Origin of the sequence: Xanthomonas sacchari, from assembly GCF_040529065.1 — a bacterium.
Taxonomy (GTDB): domain Bacteria; phylum Pseudomonadota; class Gammaproteobacteria; order Xanthomonadales; family Xanthomonadaceae; genus Xanthomonas_A; species Xanthomonas_A sacchari.
Genome location: NZ_CP132343.1, coordinates 3,686,182 through 3,709,951 on the forward strand (window position 1 = coordinate 3,686,182; position 23,770 = coordinate 3,709,951).

Sequence of the window (23,770 nt, forward strand, 5' to 3'; positions counted from 1 at the left end):
CGTGAGCGCACTGCTGAGCCCGGAACAACTGGAAACAGCGCTGCGCGGGATCGGTGCGCGGCTGTACCACGACCAGCACCCCTTCCACGCCCTGCTGCACAGCGGCCGCCTAAACCGCGGCCAGGTCCAGGCCTGGGCGCTGAACCGCTACGAGTACCAACGCTGCATCCCGCTCAAGGACGCGGCGATCCTGGCGCGGATGGACGACCCGGCGCTGCGCCGGATCTGGCGCCAGCGCATCGTCGACCACGACGGCAGCGCCGAGGGCGAAGGCGGCATCGCCCGCTGGCTGCACCTGACCGACGCGCTGGGACTGGACCGCGACCTGGTGCAGTCCGGGCGCGGCCTGCTGCCCGGCACCCGCTTCGCGGTGCAGGCCTACCTGCACTTCGTGCGCGAGAAGAGCCTGCTGGAAGCGATCGCCTCGTCGCTGACCGAATTGTTCGCGCCCGGCATCATCGGCCACCGCGTCGCCGGCATGCTGCAGCACTACGACTTCGTCTCGCGCGAGGCGCTGGCGTATTTCGAGCATCGCCTGCACGAGGCGCCGCGCGATTCGGACTTCGCCCTGGACTACGTCAAACGCCACGCCGACACCGTGGAGAAGCAGCAACTGGTGCAGGACGCGCTGCGCTTCAAGTGCGGGGTGCTGTGGTCGCAACTGGATGCGCTGCACTTCGCCTACGTGCAACCGGGCGTGGCCTGGCCGGACGCGTTCGTCCCGGACACGTCGCAGGCCGCGGCATGAACGCGCTGGACGCCAGCAGCCAGCCACGGCTCGCCGCCGGCGTGCGCCTGCGGCACGACCGTGCGCGTGACCAGTGGGTGCTGCTGGCGCCGGAGCGGGTGATCGAACTGGACGCCATCGCCCACGCCATCGTCTCGCGCTGCGACGGCGCGCGCAGCCTGGCGGCGATCGCCGCGGAACTGGCGGCCGAATTCGAGGCCGACCCGGCCGAGGTCGAACACGACGTGCGCGAACTGGCGCAGCAGTTGCACGCCAAGCGGCTGCTGCGCGCATGAACGTCTCGGTGCCGCCGCCGCTGTCGATCCTGCTGGAGCTGACCCATCGCTGCCCGCTGGCCTGTCCGTATTGCTCCAACCCCATCGCACTGGCCGGCCTGCGCGAGGAACTGGATACGGCCGGCTGGCGCTCGGCGCTGGACCAGGCCGCGGCGATGGGCGTGCTGCAGGCGCATTTCTCCGGCGGCGAACCGATGCTGCGCAAAGACCTGCCCGCGCTGGTGGCGCATGCGCGGGCGCTGGGCCTGTACAGCAACCTGATCACCTCCGGCGTGGCCGGTGGCGCGCCGATGCTGGCGGACCTGGCCGCGGCCGGGCTGGAACACGTGCAGCTGAGCGTCCAGGACGCCGACGCCGCCGGCGCCGACCGCATCGCCGGCTACCGCGACAGCCTGGCCAAGAAGCGCGCCTTCGCCGCGGCGGTGCGCGCGCTCGACCTGCCGCTGACGATCAATGCGGTGATCCACCGCCACAATGCCGAACGCGTGCCGGCGATGATCGAGCTGGCGCTGGAACTCGGTGCCGAACGCCTGGAAGTGGCGCACACCCAATACTACGGCTGGGGCCTGCGCAATCGCGCCGCGCTGATGCCCAGCCGCGCGCAGATCGACGCGACCGTGGCCGCGGTGGATGCCGCCCGGCTGCGCCTGCAGGACCGCCTGCACATCGACTTCGTCACCCCCGACTACTACGCGCACCGGCCCAAGGCCTGCATGGGCGGCTGGGGCCAGCGCTTCGTCAACATCTCCCCGCGCGGCGACGTGCTGCCCTGCCATGCCGCCGAGACCCTGCCGGACATGCGCTTCGAGAACCTGCGCACGCGCCCGCTGGCGGCGATCTGGGAAGACGGCGAAGCCTTCGTGCGCTTCCGCGGCAGCGCCTGGATGCCCGAGGTGTGCCAGGGCTGCCCGAAACGCGAGGTCGACTGGGGCGGCTGCCGCTGCCAGGCGCTGGCGCTGAGCGGCGATGCCGCGACCCTGGACCCGGTGTGCGAACGCGCCCCGGCGCACGCGGCGCTGCAGGCGCTGGCACAGCGCGAAGCCGCCGCGCCGGCCCCGGACTTCGTGTACCGACGGCCGCCACGCGCCACCGCCGTGCCCGCCTCCGCCGACGACTGAATCGGGCGCCGACGCGGTCCCGGGCGCGCCCGGCGTCCCGTGCGCGGTCACCGCTTGCGACTACACTACGGCGCATCCCACTGCCCGGATCCCCGCCATGTCCCTTGCGCGTCTCGCTCCCCTGGTCCTGTGCGCGGCGCTCGCCGTGTCCGCCGCCCCGGCGCTCGCCCAGCGCACCGTCTCCGGCGATCTGCAGACGCAGATGTCGCCGCAGGAGTTCAAGGCGGCCGGGCTGGACAAGCTCTCGCCACAGGAGCTGGCCGCGCTGAACGACTGGCTGCAGGGCAAGGTCGCCAAGGAAACCGCGGTGGCGCTGGAAAAAGCCAAGGAAGAGGGCCGTCGCGAGGTGATCACCAAGAACCGCGGCTTCTTCGACTTCGGCAGCGCCGAGCCGATCGAGAGCACCCTGGTCGGCGAGTTCACCGGCTTCGGCAAGGGCCGCAAGTACGTGCTGGCCAACGGCCAGGAGTGGGAACAGACCGAGGCAGCGAGCCTGTCCAGCGTGCACCTCACCGCGCCCAAGGTGAAGATCACCCCCGGCATCGCCGGCGTCTGGTACATGCAGGTCGGCACCTACAACACCCGCGCCAAGGTCCGCCGCGTCAAATAGGGTCGCGCGCCGTGAACATGCGCCCGCGGCCGGGACTGGCCGACGCCTCGCACAGCCTCGCCGACGCGCTGCGCCGGCGCCTGCGCGCCAGCGATGTCTGGTTCATCGCCCTGGCCCTGCTGGTCGGCGTGATCGCCGGCCTGCTGACCCTGTTGCAGAGCAGCCTGGCGCATGGCGCGCAGGCCCTGCTGTACGGCCTGGAGGCCGACGAGCGGCTCAGCGCCATGTCCGAACTGAGCGTGCACCAGTTGCTGGTGCTGCCGCTGGGCGGGCTGCTGGTCGGCCTGCTGGGCATGGCCGCACGCGCGCGCAAGCGGCAACTGGTCGACGCCGTCGAAGCCAACGCGCTGTACGGCGGGCGCATGTCGATGCGCGACAACCTGATCGTCTCCGTGCAGACCCTGTTCTCCAACGGCGTCGGCGCCTCGGTCGGCCTGGAGGCGGCGTACACGCAGATGGGCGCCGGCAGCGGCTCGCACCTGGGCCGGGTGCTGCGCCTGCGCCGCGCCGACATCCGCACCCTGGTCGGCGCCGGCGCCGGCGCAGCCATCGCCGCCGCGTTCGGCGCGCCGCTGGCCGGGGCGTTCTACGCCTTCGAGATCGTGATCGGCGCCTACTCGCCATCGGCGCTGGCACCGGTGGCGGTGGCCTCGCTGGGTGCGGTGTTCGTGTCGCAGCTGGCCGGGGTGCAGCCGTACCTGCTGCCGGCCTCGGCGGCGTCGGCGCTGGAGGCGCGCGACTACGTGCTGTACGCGCTGCTCGGCGTGCTCTGCGCCCTGCTGGCGGTGGCGGTGATGCGCCTGATCGGCGCGATCGAACAGGCCATCAACCGCAGCCCGCTGCCGCGCTGGGCGCGCCCGGTGGCCGGCGGCCTGCTGCTGATCCCGCTGGCGCTGATCACCCCGCAGGTGCTGTCCTCCGGGCATGGCGCGCTGCACCTGGACCTGACCAGCCCGACCTCGCTGCGCTGGCTGGGCATCCTGTTGCTGCTCAAGTGCCTGGGCTCGGCCATCTCGCTGGGCTTCGGCTTCCGCGGCGGCCTGTTCTTCGCCTCGTTGTTCATGGGTTCGCTGGTCGGCGGGCTGTTCGCCGGCGTGCTGAATCTCGGCAGCGGCATGGCCCTGGTCGACGGCACCGCGGCGTCGCTGGCCGGCATGGCGGCGATGGCCGCCGCGGTGATCGGCGCGCCGATGACCATGGCGATGCTGGTGCTGGAAGGCACCCACGACTTCGTGCTGGCCAGCGCGGTGATGGTGGCGGTGCTGGTGGCCAACACCATCGTCCGGCAGATCTTCGGCTATTCGTTCTCGACCTGGCGCCTGCACCTGCGCGGCGAGACCATCAAGAGCGCGCGCGACGTCGGCTGGGTCAAGCACCTCAGCGCCGGGCGGATGATGCAGAAGGACGTGCACCCGCTGGCCGCCACCACCAGCGTGGCCGAATTCCGCCGCCGCTTCCCGCTCGGCTCGGGCACGCGCGTGGTGCTGGAGGACGAGAGCGGCCATTACGCCGGCCTTGTCACCCTGGCCGCCGCCTACGCCGACGGCGTCAACGCCGACGCAGCCATTGTGAACTACGCCGGCAACCGCGACGTGGCCCTGCCCGCGGACACCGACGTGGTCACCGCCATGCGCCAGTTCGACCTGACCCAGAGCGACGAACTGGCGGTGGTCGACGAGCAGGGCAAGGTGCTGGGCGTGCTGAGCGAAAGCTTCGTGCGCAAGCGCTACGCCGAGGAACTGGACAAGCGCCAGCGCGAGCTGATGGGCGAGCGGGTGGATGATTGAGGGGCGGGATTGGGGATTGGGGATTCGCAGGACTGCTGGCCCCTGAGAGGTTGAGGGCCGTGATCGCATGTCGCAGGAGCGGCTTCAGCCGCGACGAGGCTTTGCCGGGAACGCGGTCGCGGCTGAAGCCGCTCCTACAGATGCAATGACGCGTATGACGAACCCGGGTGGTGCGACTGCCCTGCAGCCCCTCCCACAGTTGCAAACGCAAACACCCAGGCCACGGATAGCAGAAACAGCACGGAAATCCCGCCACCAATCCCCAATCCCTAATCCCGAATCACCGCAGTTGCGCCACCCGCTGCGCCAGCTTCTTGGCGGAAATGCCGGCACGGGCACCCAATTCCTGGGCGAACAGCGACACGCGCAGCTCTTCCAAATCCCAGCGCAGTGCCTGCCATTCCGGCGTGTCGCCGCGTCCGGCCGCGGCCGCGTCGGCGAGGGCGTCGACGAACGGCTTCAGCTCCAGCATCCGTGCCTGGTCGCGGGCGGGATCGCGCTTGGCACGTTCGGCGCGCAGGATCATCGCGCGCAGATAGCGCGGGAACTGCGCCAGTGCCGTGGCCGGGGTTTCGCGCAGGAAGCCCGGATGCAGCAAGGCCGCCAGTTGCGCGCGCAGGTCGTCGAGGTTGCCGCTGGCCCAGCCCATCAGCGGCGATTCCAGTTGCGGCTTCAGCTCCGCCGCCGCGCCCATGATCGCCTCGGCCAGCTTCAGCCGCTCCATCGCCTCGCCGAATAGCTGCTTGGCCGCGGCATCGCGACGCTGGGCGAAACTGTCCGCGTCGCGGATCGCCTCCAGCCCCTGCTCCAGCAGCGCGTTCAACGCCGCCTCCACCAGGTCGCCGCGCAGGCGTTCCTGCGACTCGATCGCCGCGTACAGCAGGCCGGTCTTGGGCGATACCGGCAACTGCTTGCGCGCCTGCTTGACCTTGTCGGCCAGGGCAATCTCCAGCAACCGGCGCACGCCGCGCGGATGCGCGGCCTCGGCCTGCGCGCGGTCGGCGAAGATGCGCAGCGCGGCGCTGTCGCCCTCGTCCACCAGCGCCGGATACGCCGGCACGCCGGCTTCGCCCGGCACCTGCAACGGGATCGGCGTGGCCGGGAACTCGCGCAGCCCGGCCGCGGCCATGGCGCGGCCGGCGCGCGCGGCAAAAGCCTGTCCGGCGCGTTCGCCGAAGCGTGCACGCAGCGCGTCCAGGTCGCGCGACTCGGCCAGCACCTTGCCGGCCTCGTCGCGCAGGCGCAGGTTCATGCGCAGATGCGGCTCCAGCGCACTCTCGTCGAACTCCAGCGCACTCAGCGGCGCACCGGTGGCGCGCTGCAGGAAGCGCGCCAGCTCGCCGCGCATGTCGTCGGCGCTGGGCTGCGGGAACGCCTCGTAGAACGCGCGGGCGAAATCCGGTGCCGGCACGTAGTTGCGACGCAGCGCCTTGGGCAGACTGCGGATCAGCGCCGCCGCCTTGTCGGCGACGAAGCCCGGCGCCAGCCACGACAGCCGCGCCGGATCCAGCGCGTTGAGCAGGTGCACCGGCACTTCCAGGGTCACGCCGTCGTCGGCCGCGCCCGGTTCGAATCGGTAGTGCAGCGGCAGCCGCGCATCGCCCAGCGGGAAGTACTTGGGATAGCGTTCGGCCGCGCTGCCCTCGCCCGGCAGCAGGTCGGCCAGCGACCAGTGCAGCGTGCGCCGCTGCTCCGGCGCCAGCGCCTTCCACCAGGCGTCCAGGCCGGAGGCGGAATGGATCTCGCCGGGAATCCGGTCCAGGTACCAGCGCGTCTGCCAGTCCTGGTCGGCGACGATGCCGGCGCGGCGCAGCTTGGCTTCTTCCTCGTGCGCCTGCGCCAGCACCTTCTGGTTGTCGGCAACGAAGCTGGCGCGGGTGTTGATCTCGCCCGGCACCAGGCCCTGGCGCACGAACAGCTCGTGCGCACCGGGCGGATCGATGCGGCCGTAGTGCACCGGCTTCTTCGGCGCCAGCACCAGCCCGAACAGGCTGATCTGCTCGGAGGCCAGTACCTGCCCCTGCGCGCGCGACCAGTGCGGATCGAAATGCTTGCGCGCCAGCAGGTGCGGCAACTCGGCGATCACCCAATCCGGCTCGATCGCGGCGTTGGTCAGGCCCCACACCTTCTGCGTGTCCAGCAGCGTCGCCGGCAGCACCCACGACGGCGGCTTGCGGGCAAGCGCCGAACCGGGGAACAGCAGGAAGCGGCGCTGCCGCGGCGCCAGGAAATCGCCCTTGTCGGTGCGGTGGCCCACCTGGGTCGGCAGCCCGGCCAGCAAGGCGCGGTGCAGCGCCTGGTAGGCGGCGGCACGCTCGCGTTCGCTTGCACGCGGCGCCTCGCCTGCCTCGGCGGGCGCCGGTGGCGCGGCCTGGGCCACCGGTGCGGGCGCGGCCGGCGTGCCGGTGCCGCGTCCTTCGCGGGCCAGGCGTGCGGCGCGGTGCAACTGCCCGCGTGTCGCGCGCGCCGCGGTCTCGGCATCGCGCGCCGGCGCGGGCGCGGAAGCGCCAGCCAGCAGGGGCCGCAGGGAGGCCTCCGCCGGCTCCTCGGTCCAGCCCAGCTCCGCGCACAGCAGATGCAGCTGGCGGTGCAGTTCGCGCCACTCGCGCATGCGCAGGAAACCGAGGAAATGCCGTCCGCACCAGTCGCGCAGCTTGGACTGGGTCAGGTCCTCGTGCGCCTGCCGGTAGCCGTCCCACAAGCGCAGGATGCCGACGAACTCCGAGCGCGCATCGGCGAACTTGGCATGCGCGTTGTCTGCGGCTTCGCGCGCCTCCGGCGGGCGCTCGCGCGGGTCCTGGATGCCCAGGAACGCGGCGATCACCAGCATCGGCCGCAGGCAGCCGTGCTGCTGCGCGGCCACCAGCATGCGCGCCAGCTTCACGTCCACCGGCAGCCGCGCCATCTTGCGGCCGATCTCAGTGAGCTTGCGCAGGCCGTGGCGGTCCGGCTCGCCGACCGCGCCCAGCTCCACCAGTTGCTGCCAGCCGTCGGCCACCGCGCGCTCGTCCGGCGGCTCCAGGAACGGGAAATCCTCGATCCTTCCCAGCCCCAGCTGCAGCATGCGCAGGATCACCCCGGCCAGGCTGGAGCGGCGGATCTCCGGGTCGGTGAACTCCGGCCGCGCCTGGAAATCGGCCTCGGCATACAGCCGGTAGCAGATGCCCTCGGCGATGCGGCCGCAGCGGCCCTTGCGCTGGTTGGCGCTGGCCTGCGAGATCGGCTCGATGTGCAGGCGGTCGAGCTTCTGCCGCGGGCTGTAGCGCTTGACCCGCGCATAGCCGGGATCGACCACGTAGCGGATCCGCGGCACCGTCAGCGAGGTTTCGGCGACGTTGGTGGCCAGCACCAGGCGCCGCCGCGGACCAGGGTTGAACACCCGGTCCTGATCGGCGTTGGAGAGCCGCGCGTACAGCGGCAGCACCTCGGTCTCGCGGTACTTGCGCCGTTCCAGCGCATGGTGCGCATCGCGGATCTCGCGTTCGCCGGGCAGGAACACCAGCACGTCGCCGCGCGGATCCAGCCGGGTGATTTCGTCGATCGCCGCCACGATCGCCTGGTTGACCGTGCGGTCGCCGGCGTTGTCGCCACTGTCGGCGTCGGCCTCCTCGCCGCCCGCCTCCTCCAGCGGCCTGTAGCGCACCTCCACCGGATAGGTGCGGCCTTCCACGCTGATCACCGGCGCATCGTCGAAATGCGCGGCGAAGCGCGCGGTGTCGATCGTTGCCGAGGTCACGATGACCTTCAGGTCCGGGCGCTTGCGCAGCAGTTGCTTCAGGTAGCCGAGCAGGAAATCGATGTTGAGGCTGCGCTCGTGCGCCTCGTCGACGATGATCGTGTCGTAGCTGGACAGCCAGCGGTCGCTGGCGATCTCGGCCAGCAGGATGCCGTCGGTCATGAACTTGATGCGGGTCTGCTCGCCGACGCGGTCGTTGAAGCGCACCTGGAAGCCCACGGTCTCGCCCACCGGCGTGCGCAGCTCCTCGGCCACCCGGCTGGCCACCGCGCGCGCGGCGATGCGCCGCGGCTGGGTGCAGCCGATCATGCCGGCGGCGCCGCGTCCGGCGGCCAGGCACAGCTTGGGCAACTGCGTGGTCTTGCCCGAGCCGGTCTCGCCGGCGATCACCACCACCTGGTGCTCGCGGATCAGCGCGACGATGCGCTCGGCCTCGCGCGCGATCGGCAGTTGCGGATCCAACGTGATCGCCGGCTGCTGCGCCGCGCGCGCGGCGCAACGCGACTGCGACGCCTGCAGCGCCTGTTCGAACGCCGTCTCCAGCGCGGCATTGCCGGGCGCGGCCTGCCAGCGCGACCATAGGCCCAGCAGGCGGCCACGGTCGCGGGTCAGCGCGCCGTCGATCGCGGCGCGGCGTTCGCGCAGGCGTGCCGGCACGGTAGGTTTTTCGATAGCGTTCATCAATCGGATGCCATTGAACGTTGAATCACAGCACATGCTTTAGTCTGTCTATTGTGACGCCATCTCGTCTGTAACCCCCAAAGAGGAATTCCCATGGCCAAGAACAAGACCCCAGGCAAGACCAAGAACGCCGCCAGCAAGGCCGTCGCCGGCCAGCCGCTGGCCGGCCTGGCGCCGTCCGCGCCCAACATCGATATCGGGATCGGTGGCGGCGATCGCAAGAAGATCGCCGACGGCCTGTCGCACTACATGGCCGACGCCTTCACCCTGTACCTGAAGACCCACAACTTCCACTGGAACGTGACCGGGTCGATGTTCAACTCGCTGCACCTGATGTTCGAGACCCAGTACACCGAGCAGTGGGCGGCGCTGGACGACGTCGCCGAGCGCATCCGCGCCCTGGGCTTCAACGCCCCCGGTTCGTACAAGGAATACGCGGCGCTGACCTCGATCCCGGAAGAGGAAGGCCTCAGCGACAGCGCCGACTGGCGCGAGATGGTGCGCCAGCTGGTGGTCGGCAACGAAGCGGTGTGCCGCACCGCGCGCAAGGTGCTCAAGACCGCCGACGACGCCGGCGACGACCCCTCGGTCGACCTGCTGACCCAGCGCCTGCAGACCCACGAGAAGTACGCCTGGATGCTGCGCTCGCTGCTGCAGTAAGGGGTTCCGCCCTGCCTGCCTGGCAGGCAGGGCCAGCCGCCCGCGCGCCTCGCCGCGCGGAGCGAGACATCGGCTCGGCGCACTGTGGGAGGGACTTCAGTCCCGACGCCTTTCGAGCTCGGCCCGCGACAGGCTTCGTCTGCCGCGACCGCAAGGCAGTCGCCTCCTACAGACCAGCGCGCGTTCGCCTGACACGCGCTTGCGCACACCAGGAAGGCAAGCGCCCTTGCGCGGCGCGGTATCCTACATAGATGTCTTCCCCCGCCCACGCCTTGCTCAGCCGCGTCTTCGGCTACGACCAGTTCCGCGGCCTGCAACAGAACATCGTCGAACACGTCGCCGCCGGCCACGACGCGCTGGTGCTGATGCCCACCGGCGGCGGCAAGTCGCTGTGCTACCAGATCCCCTCGCTGCTGCGCGACGGCACCGGCATCGTGATCTCGCCGCTGATCGCGCTGATGCAGGACCAGGTCGAGGCGCTGCGCCAGCTCGGCGTGCGCGCCGAATACCTCAACTCCACCCTGGACGGCGAGACCGCGCAGCGGGTCGAGCGCGCCCTGCTGGCCGGCGAACTGGACCTGCTGTACGTCGCCCCGGAACGGCTGCTGACCCCGCGCTTCCTGTCGCTGATCGAGCGCAGCCGCATCGCCCTGTTCGCCATCGACGAGGCGCACTGCGTATCGCAATGGGGCCACGATTTCCGCCCGGAATACCGCCAGCTCACCGTGCTGCACGAGCGCTGGCCGCAGACCCCGCGCATCGCCCTTACCGCCACCGCCGACCCGCCAACCCAGCGCGAGATCGCCGAGCGCCTGGACCTGGCGCAGGCCCGCCATTTCGTCAGTTCCTTCGACCGTCCCAACATCCGCTACACCGTGGTGCAGAAGGACAATGCGCGGCGCCAGCTGCTGGACTTCCTGCGCGCGCACCGCGGCAGCGCCGGCATCGTCTACTGCATGTCGCGGCGCAAGGTCGAGGAGACCGCCGACTTCCTGGCCCGCGAGGGCCTGAACGCCCTGCCCTACCACGCCGGCCTGCCGGCCGAGGTGCGCGCCGACAACCAGCGCCGCTTCCTGCGCGAGGACGGTATCGTGATGTGCGCCACCATCGCCTTCGGCATGGGCATCGACAAGCCCGACGTGCGCTTCGTCGCCCACACCGACCTGCCCAAGTCGCTGGAGGGCTACTACCAGGAGACCGGCCGCGCCGGGCGCGACGGCGAGGCCGCCGAGGCCTGGCTGTGCTACGGCCTGGGCGACGTGGTGCTGCTCAAGCAGATGATCGAGCAGGGCGAGGCCGGCGAAGAACGCAAGCGCGTGGAACGGCGCAAGCTCGACCAGTTGCTGGGCTACTGCGAATCGATGCAGTGCCGCCGCCAGGTGCTGCTGGCCGGCTTCGGCGAGACCTATCCGCAGCCCTGCGGCAACTGCGACAACTGCCTGCAGCCGGCCGACGCCTGGGACGCCACGGTCGCAGTGCAGAAGGCGCTGAGCTGCGTGTACCGCAGCGGCCAGCGCTTCGGCGTCGGCCACCTGATCGACATCCTGCGCGGCAACGAGGGCGAGAAGATCAAGCAGTTCGGCCACGACCAGCTCAGCACCTACGGCATCGGCAAGGACCTGGACGCGCGCGCCTGGCGCGGCGTGTTCCGGCAACTGGTCGCCACCGGCCTGCTGGAAGTGGACAGCGACGCCTACGGCGGCCTGCGCCTCACCGACGCCAGCCGCCAGGTGCTCAAGGGCGAACGCAAGATCATGATGCGCCGCGAACTGCCCAGCCGTGGCCGCGAACGCGGCGATCGCAGCGGCAGCCCGCGCACCGGCGTGCCGGTGCAGGCGCAGGACCTGCCCCTGTTCAATGCGCTGCGCGACCTGCGCGCCGGCCTGGCCAAGGAGCAGAACGTGCCGGCCTTCGTGATCTTCCACGACAGCACCTTGCGCAACATCGCCGAGCAGCGCCCCAGCAGCCTGGACGAACTGGCGCGGGTCGGCGGGATCGGCGGCAGCAAGCTGGCCCGCTACGGCCAGCAACTGATCGATATCGTCCTGCAGCAAGGCTAGCGGCGACAGGTGCGATGCGTCGCTTGCCGGCGCATCGCGAAAGATGGCCGGCGCCGGCAAGAAAATTTCCCGGTGCCGACAGGCCGGGTTCAACGTGGTATTGATAGCGTCAGCGTCATGGCGGGGAGTTTCACCGACCCCGCCCGGCCCTCTCTCTCCTGGCGGATGCCCGATGAACCGCAGCCTCCTTTTTCTCGTCTGCACCCTGCTCGCCGGCCCCGCCCTGGCCCAGACCGCCGATGCCACCAGCGACAGCGAGGCCGCCAAGCACAAGCTCGACCTGAGCGTGCCGCAGCAGCCGATCACCTATGCCGACCCCGGCACCAAGGCCGATCCGCCGGGCACCTACTACGGCGACACCAGCGGCACCTCCGCCTCGGCGCAGAAGGCCGCCGCCGCGCAGGCCCGCGCCGAGGCCCTGCAGGCGCAGGCCGACCGCTGCAACGGCGACGTGCACGGCAGCGTCGCCACCGGCATCGGCTATTCCACGCATGGCGGCAACAGCAACTACCAGGCCGCCAATCTGAACATGTGCAAGACCTCCTACACCGACGACGGCAAGCCGCGGCAGATGGGCATCAGCATCAGCGTCGGCCGCGGCGATGGCCCGGCATTCGGTCGCGGCTACTATCCTGGCGCGTATGGCCCGCCGCCGTTCGGCTGGTAAGCGCGGCGACGCGAGGGCAGCGCCGACAAGCCACGCCCGCCACCGTCGAACCGATGCACGTAACCTCGTAGGAGCGGCTTCAGCCGCGACAGGCTTTCCCGGTAACGCATCATCGCGGCTGAAGCCGCTCCTACCGCGCACTTCCCGCCGTGATTGCCAGCGCCCGCGGCTCTCCCGGCCGGGTACGCACGCGGCCTGGAACTCTCCGGCAGCACCTCCCCCTGTTCACGTCCTGAGTCGCGGCGCCCCGCGGTGCTTCATGTCGAGTCAGCACCCCTGAAACCGCCAGGGCCAGCTCGCGCTCCTCTACACGTCCCCAATCATGCAGTGCGCATTGCGAGCACGAAGCGTGCACCAATGCCCCCATCCAAGAGTGGCGGCCGTCACGCGCGTGGCGACGGGATCGACCAACGTGCCGCCGCACGCGCCGCAGCAACGCATCACGTCTACAATCGCGCTGCACAGGCGTCTGCTTATGCGGCGGCGGCACGCGCTACAGCGTGCGCGCCGCGGACAGACGCCAGGCGGATATTCCCTCCATGTGGCACCGCTTCCCCCCGAGCCCACGCCATGTCCAACGTAGTCCGGCTGCACAGCGCCCGCGAACGCGAGCAGCGCCTGCACGATGACGTCCTCGATGCAGCCGAGCGCTGCATCGTCGAAAACGGCCTCGGCGCCACCACCTTCGAACTGATTGCCGGGACCGCCGACGTCTCCTGCAGCGCGGTGCGCCGGCAGTTCGACGACAAGCGCGGCATGGTCCAGGCACTGATGGAACGCGACTACGAGCGCGCGATCCGCACGATGTGGCTGCTGCAACCGCCACCGCACCAGGACGCCACCGCCTTCATCGCCGGTGCGCTGGAAGAATGGCTGGTGGCCGATGCCAACCAGCGCCGGCGACGCCTGGACCTGGAGATGGACCTGGCCGCCGTGCGCGATCCAGAACTGGCGCAGTACGCGCGCCGGCTCAACGTCTCCCTGGTGCAGAACCTGGGCGACCTGCTGCGACGCATGCTGCGCGACCACGGCTGGAGCGGCGGCGAGGCGGAGTTCCAGGCCCGCGTCTATGCGGTCGCCGCGATGTGCGGCGGCCTGCACATGATGATGACCACGGGCGTGGAGCTCAACCGCATGCACCTGCAGTTGATCCTCAGCGAAAGCCTGGCGGGGATCTTCAGTACGGCGAAGGCCTGACGCCGTCGTCCGCCGCTCCCTTCGTCCTGACGGTTCGCCCCCACATCACCGAAGCCTTGACCGGAATCCTGATGCGCCCTGCGGACACAGACGCCGGCGCTGCGTTCCTGCACGAGGGCGGCATGAGGCCAAGCGGCGTCATCTGCGGCACGTCCCTGACCTGATCCCGCCCAACGCTCGGCGTCGATGCACTGCTGCCGTCACAAGCAGGAGGTCGACCTGGACGATGATCGGCACCGGAGCAAGCGACCCAACGCGAGCGGCGCTCAGGCAAGCGGCGCTGGCGCGTGCATGCCCTCCGCTGCGGCATGCAGCGCCTGAGCGATGTGCTGCAGCGTCCTGGAGGCGCCGGCAGTCCCTACGATGCTTACGCGTCGGAGGCGTGCACGACTGACACGCCGGCATGCGCGCTGGCATGGCGCCTGCGCCCGGCACCGCCTCGCTGACGTCGGAGCGCCCACTCCTTCTGCGCCATGCCTGCCCTTTCGCCGGCAAACCGACAGAACGTGAGCATACGCGCGCGGCAGACACCCCGCCTCGCTCGGCGGCGACTCAGAAATCCAGGCTGTAGCCTATGGTCAGGGTGCGACCGCGCCCGGCGAAGTAGCGCAGCGGTTCGACCAGCGCGCTTTGCGAGTAGTAGGTGATGTACTGGCGATCGAGCAGGTTGGCGATCGCCAGGCGCAGTTCGCCGCGCGGCAACCGGTAGTTCATTGCCGCATCGACCAGCGCATAGCCGTGGAACTCCTTTTGCGGGTCGTCGAAGCGCCGGCTGAACGCGTACTGCGCCTGCACGAACGTTGACAGCCGGTCGTCCCATTGCGCCGACCAGGTGCCCACGACGCGATTGGGCGCGATGTTGAGCCCGTCCAGGTGCGCATCCAGTGTGCCGTTGCCGTCGCTGTCGTAGCGCCCACGCGTATATGCATAGGCCAGGCCGACGCGCTGCCGAGCGTCGACGCGGTACGCAAGGCTGGCATCGAGGCCTTCGATGCGGGTCTTTTCCCGCGCCATCTGGAACGCGCCGTCCACCGCGATCACTCTTGTGCCGTAATCCGAACGCGACTGGAACACGGCCATCTCCATGTCCAAGGCGTCGCCGCGCAGGCGCGTGCCCAGCTCGACGTTGCGGGTCAGCACCGGCTGCAGCGCGCTCAGGCTGGCGACAGTGGTCCCGGGGGTGTTGATCGAGCGCAGCACACGGCCGACATCAGGCATGCCGAAGCCTTCGGAGTAGCTGGCGAAGACGTTGAAGCCCTCGCTCGGCGCGAACACCGCGCCGGCGTTGTACAACGTCTCGGAGAACGACAGCGTGCCGCCCTGGACCTGCACGCGGTTGTAGCGCGCCAGCGTCTGGTAACTGTCGATCTCCAGTTCCGCATCTTCGTGGCGCACCCCGCCATGCACGGTCAACTGCGGCAGCAGCCGGTACTCGCCTTGCAGGAACGCAGCGAAGTCGCGGTACTGCGATTCGGGCACGTAGGTGCGACCGGTGCTGTACAGGTCCTGCTTGCCGCGGTCCCACAGGGTGTCGAAGCCGCCGGTGAGCTTGAGCCGGCCATCGAGCAGACCGTCCTTGCCGAGGTTGGTCTTGGATCCCCACTTGGACGCCACCGAGCGCGACTGGTCGTACAACCTGCCGTTGGGAGCGATCCGTGGATCCTGGAAGGTGGCGGAATTGTCGGCGCCGAACAGGCCTTCGAATTCCTGGTTGAACACCATCGCCTTCAGTTCCATGCCGGCCAGATCGTGGTGCTCATAGGACAGGCCGGTGGTCCACACGTCATTCCACGGCGGCGTGCCTTCGGGCCGGCCGCGCACCGATGTGGTCGGAATGCCGAGATCGCGATCGCCGGCCACGCCCAGGTACTCAGCCTTGGACTTGATGCGGTAGCGGTTGGAACTGAACTGCAACTCCTGCCGGTCGTCGATCCAGTAACCCAGCTTGGCATGCAGGTCGTAGGCGCGGGTGGCCATCAGGTCGCCCTGGGTCACGTCGGTGCCGATCGCGCGGCCGTCGCCGTCCACGTACAGTCCCTGGTCCTCGTAGCCGACGGCGAGCAGGTAATCGAGCTTGTCGGCGCGGCCGTCGACGCGGTAACCGGTCTTGTAACTCAGCGTCTGGGCATCGGCGCCGTCGGTCGGCAGCGTGGTCTGCGCGTCGAAGTGCTGATTGAATGTACCGGGTTGCGGCCGCCGGGTGATCAGGTTGATGGTGCCGCCGTTGGCGCCCAGACCGTTCATCGCGTTGGCGCCCTGGATCACTTCGATGCGCTCGACCATCGCGTAGTCGATGGTATGCGCCTCGCGTCCGGTCGGGCGCAGCGGGTTGGACTGCGGGATGCCGTCGACCAGGATCAGCGGCGTGCGTCCGCGCAGGGTTTCGCCGCTGCCGTTCATCTTGCCGCGGCTCGGCGTGTACGACGGCAGCAGGCTGGACAGCACGTCCGACGAATTGCCGCTGATGCTGAGCTGCTGCGCGATCTGCTGCTGGTCGATCACCACCACCGTCTGCGGCGCCGTCTCCGCGGGCTGGTCGGTACGCGATGCGCTGACGATGACGCTGTCCAGCGTCTGCGTGGAGGGCGACTGCGCCCAGGCGTCGGTGGTGGTGACGGCAGTCGCCGGAAGCATCGCGGCGAACAGGAAAAACGGCAAACGCATCAACGGATCCTTGTGACGAGGGCGATACGATCAGGCGTTGTCGACGACACCCAATAATGAGAATGATTATTATAAACATATAGAAACTGCGCACGCCGTCTTTGCAGGCCCCGCGCATGCCTGTCCGCTCCAGCATGCTCGAACGCGGATGGCCAGACCGGATGGAGCGTCCTCTCTTCCAGGCCCCGGGTGCATGCGCCGAGTCACCGATGCTGAGGAACGCCAAGGGCGATCAGCAGGAAGATGCGACGTCGGCTTGCTTGATGACACCGCCCCTGGTCGACCGCCGCCTGTGCGCGCGTGCCGGCGGGTGGATGGCCACCGGGCCGCGGTCCGTTGGCGAAGCACGCCCTCTGGCTCCATGCAGTACCTGATTCCCGCTACGCGGCGCCCGGAAACCACGCACGCGCTCGGCTCCGCGCCTTTACCGCCGGCATTGCACAGAATCGATCAGACCGGCCGCATGCGCTGCGCCGCGCTGCGCATGGCCTGGCCGATCTGCTGCAGGGTCCTGGAACGGACTGCGACGTGCTGCCAGTACAGCGGCACGTCGAGCCAGCGCTGCGGGTCGACGACGACGATCTGCCGCTGCCGCAGCGCGGCCACCAGCATCTGCTCCGGCGCCAGACACCAGCCCAGGCCGCGCGCGGCTGCCTCGACGAAGCCGATGGAGGTCGGCAGGTAGTGGATCGGCGGGTGCAACCGCGCACGGGTGATGCGACGCACGAAGCGCGCCTGCAGCGCGTCCTTGCGGTTGTAGACGATCATCGGGGCGCGGGCCAGCGCTGCCGCATCCAGGCCATCGGCGAAGTAGCGGTCGAAAAAGACCGGCGAGGCGATCGCGCGGTAGCGCATCGCCCCCAGCGCCAGCACATTGCAGCCCTGCAAGGCCTTGCCGACGGAGGTGACGGCACCGAGCACCGCGCCACTGCGCAGCAGCTCCAGCGTGTGGTCCTGGTCGTCCACGTGGATGTCGAACAGAAACCCGTGTGCATCGTGCAGGGCCGCCAGGGCATCCAGGAACCAAGTCTGCAGCGAATCGTCGTTGACGGCGATGGCGATGCTGCGGGCCGCTGAGCTGCTGGAAGGCGCCGGCAGCAGATCGGCCACCGCCTCGGCCTCCAGCACCTGCATCGGCCGCACACTGCGCAGCAGGCGCTCGCCGGCAGGCGTCGGCCGGCAGGGAGCCTGGCGCACGATCAGCACCTGGCCGAGCCGGTCTTCCAGCGCCTTGATCCGCTGCGAGACCGCCGACGGCGTCAGCGCCAGGCGGCGCGCAGCGGCCTCGAAGCTGCCTTCTTCCAGCACGGCGGCGAAGGCGGACAGTTGGGGATGAAGCAGATCCATGGCAGCAAGGCAGATTAGGAACGCTTCACAGCCTACAGAAAAATGAGTTTGGCTAATCCTACTGGCACATGCAGCATGCTTGCCCACGCCACCGGGCACTCCCCATGTTGCTGCACGCACTGTTGGCCGGCCTCGCCGCCGGCGCCAGCCTGATCGTCGCCATCGGCGCACAGAACGCCTTCGTACTGCGCCAGGGACTGCAGCGTCGGCATGTCGGCCTGGTTGTGGCCGTGTGCGCCGCCAGCGATATCGCGCTGATCGTCCTCGGCGTCTCCGGCATCGGTGCCGTCGTGGATGCATGGCCCGGCGTGCTGCAGGCATTGCGTTTCGGCGGCGCGGCCTTCCTCGGCGCCTACGCGCTGCTGGCGGCACGACGCGCCTGGCGCGGCACTGGCGGCCTGCAGGCGCAGGGCAGCGATTCGCAACGCTGGCAGCGCGTCCTGCTGACCTGCCTGGCCTTCACCTTCCTCAATCCGCATGTCTACCTGGACACCATGGTGCTGCTGGGCAGCCTCTCCACGCGCTACCCGGGACAGCTGCGCTGGGCGTTCGCACTCGGCGCCTGCGTGGCCAGCGCGACCTGGTTCAGCAGCCTGGGCTACGGCGCGCGGTTGCTGCAGCCGGTGTTCCGCAAGCCCGCCGCGTGGCGGCTGCTGGATGCGGCAATCGCACTGTTCATGCTGGGCTTGTGCCTCGCGTTGCTCCTGCAGCCCCTTGGATGAACGCTCGGAAGCGTTGAACACCGACACAGTACGACTGCGCCGATGCAGCGACGCCGACATCCGAGACGCCGAGCACGTGCCAGCACCGTCCACTCCGGATCACCCCTCAGCGATCGCAGACTTTCAACACGGCAGAGATGGCGCGGGTGTGCGCGCTTTAGCTGTCCCCCGCGACGCGGATGAAGCGAGCAACAAAAACCCCGGCGCGTGGCCGGGGCTCGGAAGGTGCTGATGTTGGCGCGCGCCGCGGCGTCGGATCAGTCCCAGAAGTTGTTGTAGTCGCGCGCCTTCTTGTCTGGTGCCTGGGAGCTGACCAGTTCGCAGTCGGTGGAGACCGGCGGGTTGCCCGAGTCGATCGACGCACAGACGAAGCGCGCCAGGTCGCCGACCTTGGCACCGGTCGCTGGGACATGAGCGCCACCTTTCAGGGTGGTGCTTCCGGCGCTGACGTCGACGACGGTCCCGACGATCTCTGGGCGCATGTCGTCGTCCGGCATGCTGGCAATCGTGAGTGGTTTGCGCGAGACCATATAGCGGCCAGATTGGGCGGCGTGTACGGACACGGAAAAAAGCGCCAGGACGGCGGTGAAAATAAAAGCCTTCGAGCGCATAGCGAGTCCCCTGTAGACAAAATTCATGATAGCAGCTTGAACTGAGTGTTCAGATGCAGGGAAGGGACATGCGTGCCGCTTCGGCAGCCTCTGAGAGCGCTTCGCCATGCGCGGCCAAGAAAGGCGTCATCGCCGCAGGTCATCGCGTTGCGTCGCACGGCCACGACGCATCGAGGCCACCGTGGGTTCGGATGACGAGGGCACAGGCGGCCGCAAAACGAAGTCAATGCGGCAATGCTGCGAACACGCACTGCCGAGCATGGGGATGCAGCAACTACCGTCGTTTTCAGGAGAGCTTTCAGGAGCCGGCGAAAAAACCAGCAAAGGCGACGCCTAACTCTTTGAGACTCGTGGTGGGCCGTGATGGATTCGAACCATCGACCAAAAGATTAAAAGTCTTCTGCTCTACCGACTGAGCTAACGGCCCAAAACAAGACCCCGGCGTTGCACCGGGGCGCGTAGTCTACCCCAGCACGGGGCGTTTCGCGAAATCAGGCGTAGCGGGTCGGGTCGGCGACGCCCGCGTCGGCGAAGCCGGCAGCGCGCAGGCGGCAGGCGTCGCAGTGGCCGCAGGCGCGGCCGGCGTCGTCGGCGCGGTAGCAGGACACGGTCAGGCCGAAGTCCACGCCCAGGCGCACGCCTTCGCGCACGATGTCGGCCTTGCTCATGCGCTGCAGCGGCGCGTGCACGCGCAGCCCGGCGCCCTCCACTCCGGCCTTGGTCGCCAGGTTGGCCAGGGTCTGGAACGCGTCGATGAACTCGGGGCGGCAATCGGGATAGCCGGAATAGTCCACCGCGTTGACCCCGCAGAAGATGTCGGCCGCGCCCAGCACCTCGGCCCAGCCCAACGCCACCGACAGCATGATGGTGTTGCGCGCCGGCACGTAGGTGACCGGGATGCCGTCGCCACCGGCATCCGGCACCTCGATGTCGTCGGTCAGCGCGGAGCCGCCGATGCTGCGCAGGTCGACGTTGACGGTCTTGTGCGCCACCGCGCCGAGCGCCGCAGCAACACGCGCGGCGGCGTCCAGTTCGGAGGTGTGGCGCTGACCGTAGCGCACGCTCAAGGCATGCACGGCGAAGCCCTGCGCACGGGCGATCGCGACGACGACGGCGGAGTCCATGCCACCGGAGAGAAGGACGACGGCGTTTTTCATGAGGGCGGGGATTCGGGAGTGGGGATTGGGGATTCGCAAAAGCGGGCGCACGTGGGCGAATGGGATCCACATGGTCCATTTGACCATGGAGGAGCGGCTTCAGCCGCAATGAAAGTTCGGACAAGATCAGTCGCGGCTGAAGCCGCTCCTACGAATCCCTAATCCCGAATTCCTAATCCCGGCCGCTCAGCGGCCAGGCTCGTCGTTCCACAGTAGCTTGTGCAACTGCATCTGGAACCGTACCGGCAGGCGGTCGGCGACGATCCAGTCGGCCAGGTCGCGCGCGGTCAGTTCGCTCTTGCTCGGCGAGAACCAGACCGTGCAGCGGGTCTCCAGCCGATGTTCGGCGACCACGCTGCGCGCCCACTCGTAGTCGGCGCGGCCGCACAGGACGAACTTGATCTGGTCGCGCGCGGTCAGCAACGGCAGGTTCTCCCAGCGGTTGCGATGCGCTTCCTGCGACGCCGGGGTCTTGATGTCGAGCACCCGCGACACCCGGGGGTCGACTTCGGCGATGTCCAGCGCGCCGGAGGTCTCCAGCGACACGTCGTAGCCGGCGTCGCACAGGCGCTGCAACAGCTGCAGGCAGCGTTTCTGCGCCAGCGGCTCGCCGCCGGTGACGCAGACATGGCGCACGCCGTGGCGCGCCACCTCGTCGAGGATCGCGTCGATGTACCACCATTGCCCGCCATGGAAGGCGTAGGCGGTGTCGCAGTAGCTACAGCGCAGCGGGCAGCCGGTGAGACGTACGAACACGGTCGGCCAGCCGGCGCTCTCGGCCTCGCCCTGCAGCGACAGGAAGATCTCCGTCAGCTTCAGGCGGGGCAGCGGGCTTTGGACGATATCGCTGGGAACGGCGGCCATGGCGGGAGAAGAGTGCTCCCGCGACGGCGGCGGCAGCGTTAGGGGCTCAGCGCAGCTGCTGGCCGAGACGGATCGACTGCAGGCGGTCCTGCGCGGTCCGCGCGGCATCGGATCCAGGATACTTCGCGCCGACCTGTTGCAGGGTCTGCTCGGCGTCCTGGACGCGGCCTTCGCCGTACTGGGACAGGCCGAGCTTGAGCAGCGCACCGGGCGCCTTGTCATGGGTCGGGTAGCGGCCGATCAGGTCCTGGAACTGGGCCTCGGCCAGCTGGAAGTTCTTGGTGGCGTAGTAGCTTTCGCCGAGCCAGTACAGCGCGTTCGGCGCATACACGCCGTTCGGGTAGGCCTGCAGGAAGTTCTGGAACAGGTTCGCCGAGTCGGCGTACTTGCCCGCCTTGAGGGCGTCGAAGGCGACGTTGTAGGCGGCACGCTCGTCGCCGGCGGCAGCCAGGGTGCCGGCGTCGCCGTGCACCGACGGCGGCGGCTCGGCGACGGCGGACGGCTTGCCTGCGGGCGCGGCCGGCGCAGCAGCCGGTGCGACGCCATTGGCCGGCGGCAACGGCGGCGTCGCCCCTGCCCCTGCACCATTCTCGAGCCGGCCCACGCGGCCATCCAGGTCCAGGTACTGGTCCTTGATCTGCTGCTTGAGCTGGTCGTTGCTGTGCTGCAGTTGTTCGATCGTGGCCTCCATCGACTGCATCTGCGTCCGCAGCTGGTTGAGCTGGTTCAGCATGTCGGTGTTGGCCTGGGTATTCATGGCCTGCTGCTCAAGCGCGGAAACGCGGTCGGCCAGGCTTGCGCGCTGCGCATGAGCCGGCGCGGCGGCCACGAGGGCCGCCGCGACGATCATCGATGTAAGGACACCGATACGCATCTTTTCTTACTGCGCCGTGTAGACGATCTCGACGCGACGGTTCTGCGACCAGCAGGACTCGTTCGACTCGGTGCAGACCGGACGCTCTTCGCCGTAGCTGACCACGGTCAGCTGCGCAGCCGAGCCACCGTTGGCCTGCAGCGCCGAGGACACGGCGTTGGCACGACGCTCGCCCAGGCCCATGTTGTACTCGCGCGAACCGCGCTCGTCGGTGTTGCCCTGCAGGGTGATGCGCGAGGACGGACGGTCACGCAGGTACTTGGCGTGGCAGGCCATGATCGCCTGGAACTCCGGCTTCACGGTGTCCTTGTCCAGGTCGAAGTAGACCACGCGCTGACGCAGGCAGGAATCGGTGTCCAGGTCGCCCGGGCCATACAGACCGGAGGTCGACGGGCCGGTCGGGGCGGTGGTACCGGTGGTGCCGGTGGTGTCGGTCTGGGGCTGTTCCTTGACCTTCTTGGCGCAGCCGGCCAGAGCTGCAACGGACAACAGCGAAACAAGCAGAACGCGGGTGGTCTTGTTCATGGGGATACCTTGTGGCTCCTGGGCCGATGAGGGGTTCAACAGCGAAATATTAACACCAAACTTACATGTCAACGTGCGGTGCGATACGGCGACCAGGACGGCTCGCGCACGTCGCCATCGGCGAGCACCAGGCGCTGCCGCACGCGGGCATCGGCCGAGACCGCGTACAGCACACCACGGCCGCCTTCACGCGCCGCATACAGCACCATGCTGGCGTTGGGGGCGAAGCTCGGCGACTCGTCCAGCGAGCCGGTCGACAGCGTGCTCCAGCGCGGCGAACCCAGGCTGCGGTCCATCATCGCGATCTTGTAGGTGTTGCCGCTGCCCTGCGCCACGACCAGCTTGTTGCCGTCGAAGGACACGCTCGGGGTCGCGTTGTAGTTGCCCTGGAAGGTGATGCGGGTGGCGCTGCCGCCGGTGGCCGGCACCTGGTAGATCTGCGGGCGGCCGCTGCGGTCGGAGGTGAAGTAGATGCTGTTGCCGTCCGGCGCCCAGGTCGGCTCGGTGTCGATGCCGAAGTGGTTGGTCAGCTGGGTCAGCTGCTTGCTGCCCAGATCCATCACGTAGATCTCCGGGTTGCCGCTGCGCGACAGCGCCAGCGCCAGCTTCTTGCCGTCCGGCGAGAACGACGGGGCGCCGTTGATGCCGCGGAAGCTGGAGACCAACTGGCGCGCACCGGTGGCGATGTCCTGGATGTAGATCGACGAGTTGCCGCGCTCGAAGCTCACGTAGGCCAGCTTCTTGCCGTCCGGGCTCCAGTTCGGCGACAGCAGCGGCTCGGCCGAGCGGACGATGGTCTGCGGGTTGTAGCCGTCGGAGTCGGCCACCATCAGCGCATAGCGCATCGCCCCGCCCTTGCCGCTGGCGGTGACGTAGGCGATGCGGGTCCAGAACGCGCCGCGCACGCCGGTGATCTTCTCGTAGATGGCATCGGCCATCTGGTGGGCGACGTCGCGCATGGCGTTGGCGCGGGCGGTCATGGCCAGACCGAGCATGCGCTCGCCCTTGCCCACGTCGAACAGTTCGTACTCGACGCGGTAGGCGCCTTCGCCCGCATCCATCACCCGGCCGACGACCAAGTAGCTCTGCTTTAGCGCGCGCCAGGTGGCGAACTGCACCTCGCTGCCGCGGGTCGGCCGCTCGACGATCTGCGACTCGGGCAGGTTGCGGAACTGGCCGGAGCGATCCAGGTCGGCGCGCACCACGGCGGCGACGTCGGTGCTCGGCGGGGTCGCCGAGCCCTGGTACGGCATCGGCACCACGGTGATCGGGGTCGCCGAGGCATTGCCGCCGACGATGTCGATTTCCAGGCCCTTGTCCTGCGCGGACGCGGCGAGAGGCAGCAACAGGGCGGTGAGAACGGCAAGCCAGCGCGGCAGTTTCTTCATGGGTCGCTCAGCAGGATCGGAAAGGCGCAAGAGATAGCAATGCGCGGGTGAACGTATTCGCAATCATGAACCATCGCCA

19 protein-coding genes and 1 tRNA gene are annotated in these 23,770 nt (G+C 69.1%); 10 read left to right on the forward strand and 10 right to left on the reverse strand.

Annotated features, from left to right (window positions below):
* Position 1 precedes the first annotated feature (1 nt).
* The 5 genes from pqqC to RAB71_RS15515 all read left to right on the forward strand — a co-directional run bounded on the left by pqqC (position 2) and on the right by RAB71_RS15515 (position 4,538).
* On the forward strand, positions 2–748 hold the full coding sequence (gene pqqC / locus RAB71_RS15495) for a pyrroloquinoline-quinone synthase PqqC (protein WP_010344289.1): 747 nt from the start codon (positions 2–4) through the stop codon (positions 746–748).
* A complete protein-coding gene (pqqD, locus tag RAB71_RS15500) occupies positions 745–1,023 on the forward strand; it encodes a pyrroloquinoline quinone biosynthesis peptide chaperone PqqD (RefSeq protein ID WP_010344290.1) in 279 nt (92 codons plus the stop codon). Before pqqC ends, pqqD begins: the two co-directional genes overlap by 4 nt.
* Entirely contained in the window at positions 1,020–2,141 is a 1,122-nt protein-coding gene (gene pqqE, locus RAB71_RS15505) for a pyrroloquinoline quinone biosynthesis protein PqqE (RefSeq protein WP_010344292.1), read from the forward strand. The genes pqqD and pqqE overlap by 4 nt, the downstream gene beginning before the upstream one ends.
* Positions 2,142–2,238: 97 nt before the next feature.
* Positions 2,239–2,751, forward strand: a complete 513-nt coding sequence (locus RAB71_RS15510) for a hypothetical protein (protein ID WP_010344293.1) — start codon at positions 2,239–2,241, stop codon at positions 2,749–2,751.
* A gap of 17 nt (positions 2,752–2,768) precedes the next feature.
* Positions 2,769–4,538, forward strand: a complete 1,770-nt coding sequence (locus RAB71_RS15515) for a chloride channel protein (RefSeq protein ID WP_010344294.1) — start codon at positions 2,769–2,771, stop codon at positions 4,536–4,538.
* Between the two features lie 280 nt (positions 4,539–4,818).
* Here the strand turns inward: RAB71_RS15515 and hrpA are convergent, their stop codons facing one another.
* The gene (gene hrpA / locus RAB71_RS15520; protein WP_029562290.1) at positions 4,819–8,955 is read right to left on the reverse strand and encodes an ATP-dependent RNA helicase HrpA; all 4,137 of its coding nucleotides are present in this window, start codon (positions 8,953–8,955) and stop codon (positions 4,819–4,821) included.
* Between the two features lie 93 nt (positions 8,956–9,048).
* On the opposite strand from hrpA, the gene RAB71_RS15525 reads away from it, so the two are divergent.
* From RAB71_RS15525 to RAB71_RS15540, 4 genes are all read left to right on the forward strand, one after another.
* Positions 9,049–9,615 (forward strand): Dps family protein, encoded by a 567-nt coding sequence (locus RAB71_RS15525; protein WP_010344296.1) that lies wholly within the window; start codon positions 9,049–9,051, stop codon positions 9,613–9,615.
* A gap of 251 nt (positions 9,616–9,866) precedes the next feature.
* Positions 9,867–11,675, forward strand: coding sequence for a DNA helicase RecQ (recQ, locus tag RAB71_RS15530; RefSeq protein ID WP_010344298.1), 1,809 nt, complete (start codon positions 9,867–9,869; stop codon positions 11,673–11,675).
* 172 nt (positions 11,676–11,847) lie between these two features.
* Positions 11,848–12,342, forward strand: coding sequence for a hypothetical protein (locus RAB71_RS15535; RefSeq protein ID WP_010344300.1), 495 nt, complete (start codon positions 11,848–11,850; stop codon positions 12,340–12,342).
* Positions 12,343–12,912: 570 nt separating this feature from the next.
* The gene (locus tag RAB71_RS15540; protein WP_010344301.1) at positions 12,913–13,539 is read left to right on the forward strand and encodes a TetR/AcrR family transcriptional regulator; all 627 of its coding nucleotides are present in this window, start codon (positions 12,913–12,915) and stop codon (positions 13,537–13,539) included.
* A gap of 552 nt (positions 13,540–14,091) precedes the next feature.
* Here RAB71_RS15540 and RAB71_RS15545 read toward each other — a convergent pair.
* Together RAB71_RS15545 and RAB71_RS15550 are read right to left on the reverse strand one after the other, a co-directional pair.
* The gene (locus RAB71_RS15545; protein WP_010344302.1) at positions 14,092–16,203 is read right to left on the reverse strand and encodes a TonB-dependent receptor; all 2,112 of its coding nucleotides are present in this window, start codon (positions 16,201–16,203) and stop codon (positions 14,092–14,094) included.
* Positions 16,204–16,653: 450 nt separating this feature from the next.
* On the reverse strand, positions 16,654–17,550 hold the full coding sequence (locus tag RAB71_RS15550; protein ID WP_010344303.1) for a LysR family transcriptional regulator ArgP: 897 nt from the start codon (positions 17,548–17,550) through the stop codon (positions 16,654–16,656).
* 104 nt (positions 17,551–17,654) lie between these two features.
* On the opposite strand from RAB71_RS15550, the gene RAB71_RS15555 reads away from it, so the two are divergent.
* Positions 17,655–18,272 (forward strand): LysE/ArgO family amino acid transporter, encoded by a 618-nt coding sequence (locus tag RAB71_RS15555; RefSeq protein WP_010344304.1) that lies wholly within the window; start codon positions 17,655–17,657, stop codon positions 18,270–18,272.
* A 257-nt stretch (positions 18,273–18,529) separates the two neighbouring features.
* Here RAB71_RS15555 and RAB71_RS15560 read toward each other — a convergent pair whose 3' ends face one another.
* The 7 genes from RAB71_RS15560 to tolB all read right to left on the reverse strand — a co-directional run bounded on the left by RAB71_RS15560 (position 18,530) and on the right by tolB (position 23,691).
* The gene (locus tag RAB71_RS15560) at positions 18,530–18,910 is read right to left on the reverse strand and encodes a hypothetical protein (RefSeq protein ID WP_138985781.1); all 381 of its coding nucleotides are present in this window, start codon (positions 18,908–18,910) and stop codon (positions 18,530–18,532) included.
* Between the two features lie 324 nt (positions 18,911–19,234).
* Positions 19,235–19,310: transfer RNA gene (locus RAB71_RS15565), tRNA-Lys, on the reverse strand.
* Between the two features lie 64 nt (positions 19,311–19,374).
* Complete coding sequence (gene queC, locus RAB71_RS15570) at positions 19,375–20,040, reverse strand: 7-cyano-7-deazaguanine synthase QueC (protein ID WP_010344306.1); 666 nt, start codon at positions 20,038–20,040, stop codon at positions 19,375–19,377.
* Between the two features lie 186 nt (positions 20,041–20,226).
* Positions 20,227–20,904: a 7-carboxy-7-deazaguanine synthase QueE gene (gene queE / locus RAB71_RS15575; RefSeq protein WP_010344307.1), complete on the reverse strand. Its 678-nt coding sequence runs from the start codon at positions 20,902–20,904 to the stop codon at positions 20,227–20,229.
* 46 nt (positions 20,905–20,950) lie between these two features.
* Positions 20,951–21,778 (reverse strand): tol-pal system protein YbgF, encoded by an 828-nt coding sequence (ybgF, locus tag RAB71_RS15580; RefSeq protein ID WP_029562293.1) that lies wholly within the window; start codon positions 21,776–21,778, stop codon positions 20,951–20,953.
* A gap of 6 nt (positions 21,779–21,784) precedes the next feature.
* On the reverse strand, positions 21,785–22,303 hold the full coding sequence (pal, locus tag RAB71_RS15585) for a peptidoglycan-associated lipoprotein Pal (RefSeq protein ID WP_010344309.1): 519 nt from the start codon (positions 22,301–22,303) through the stop codon (positions 21,785–21,787).
* Positions 22,304–22,371: 68 nt separating this feature from the next.
* Positions 22,372–23,691 (reverse strand): Tol-Pal system beta propeller repeat protein TolB, encoded by a 1,320-nt coding sequence (gene tolB / locus RAB71_RS15590; RefSeq protein WP_010344310.1) that lies wholly within the window; start codon positions 23,689–23,691, stop codon positions 22,372–22,374.
* Positions 23,692–23,770: the final 79 nt, after the last annotated feature.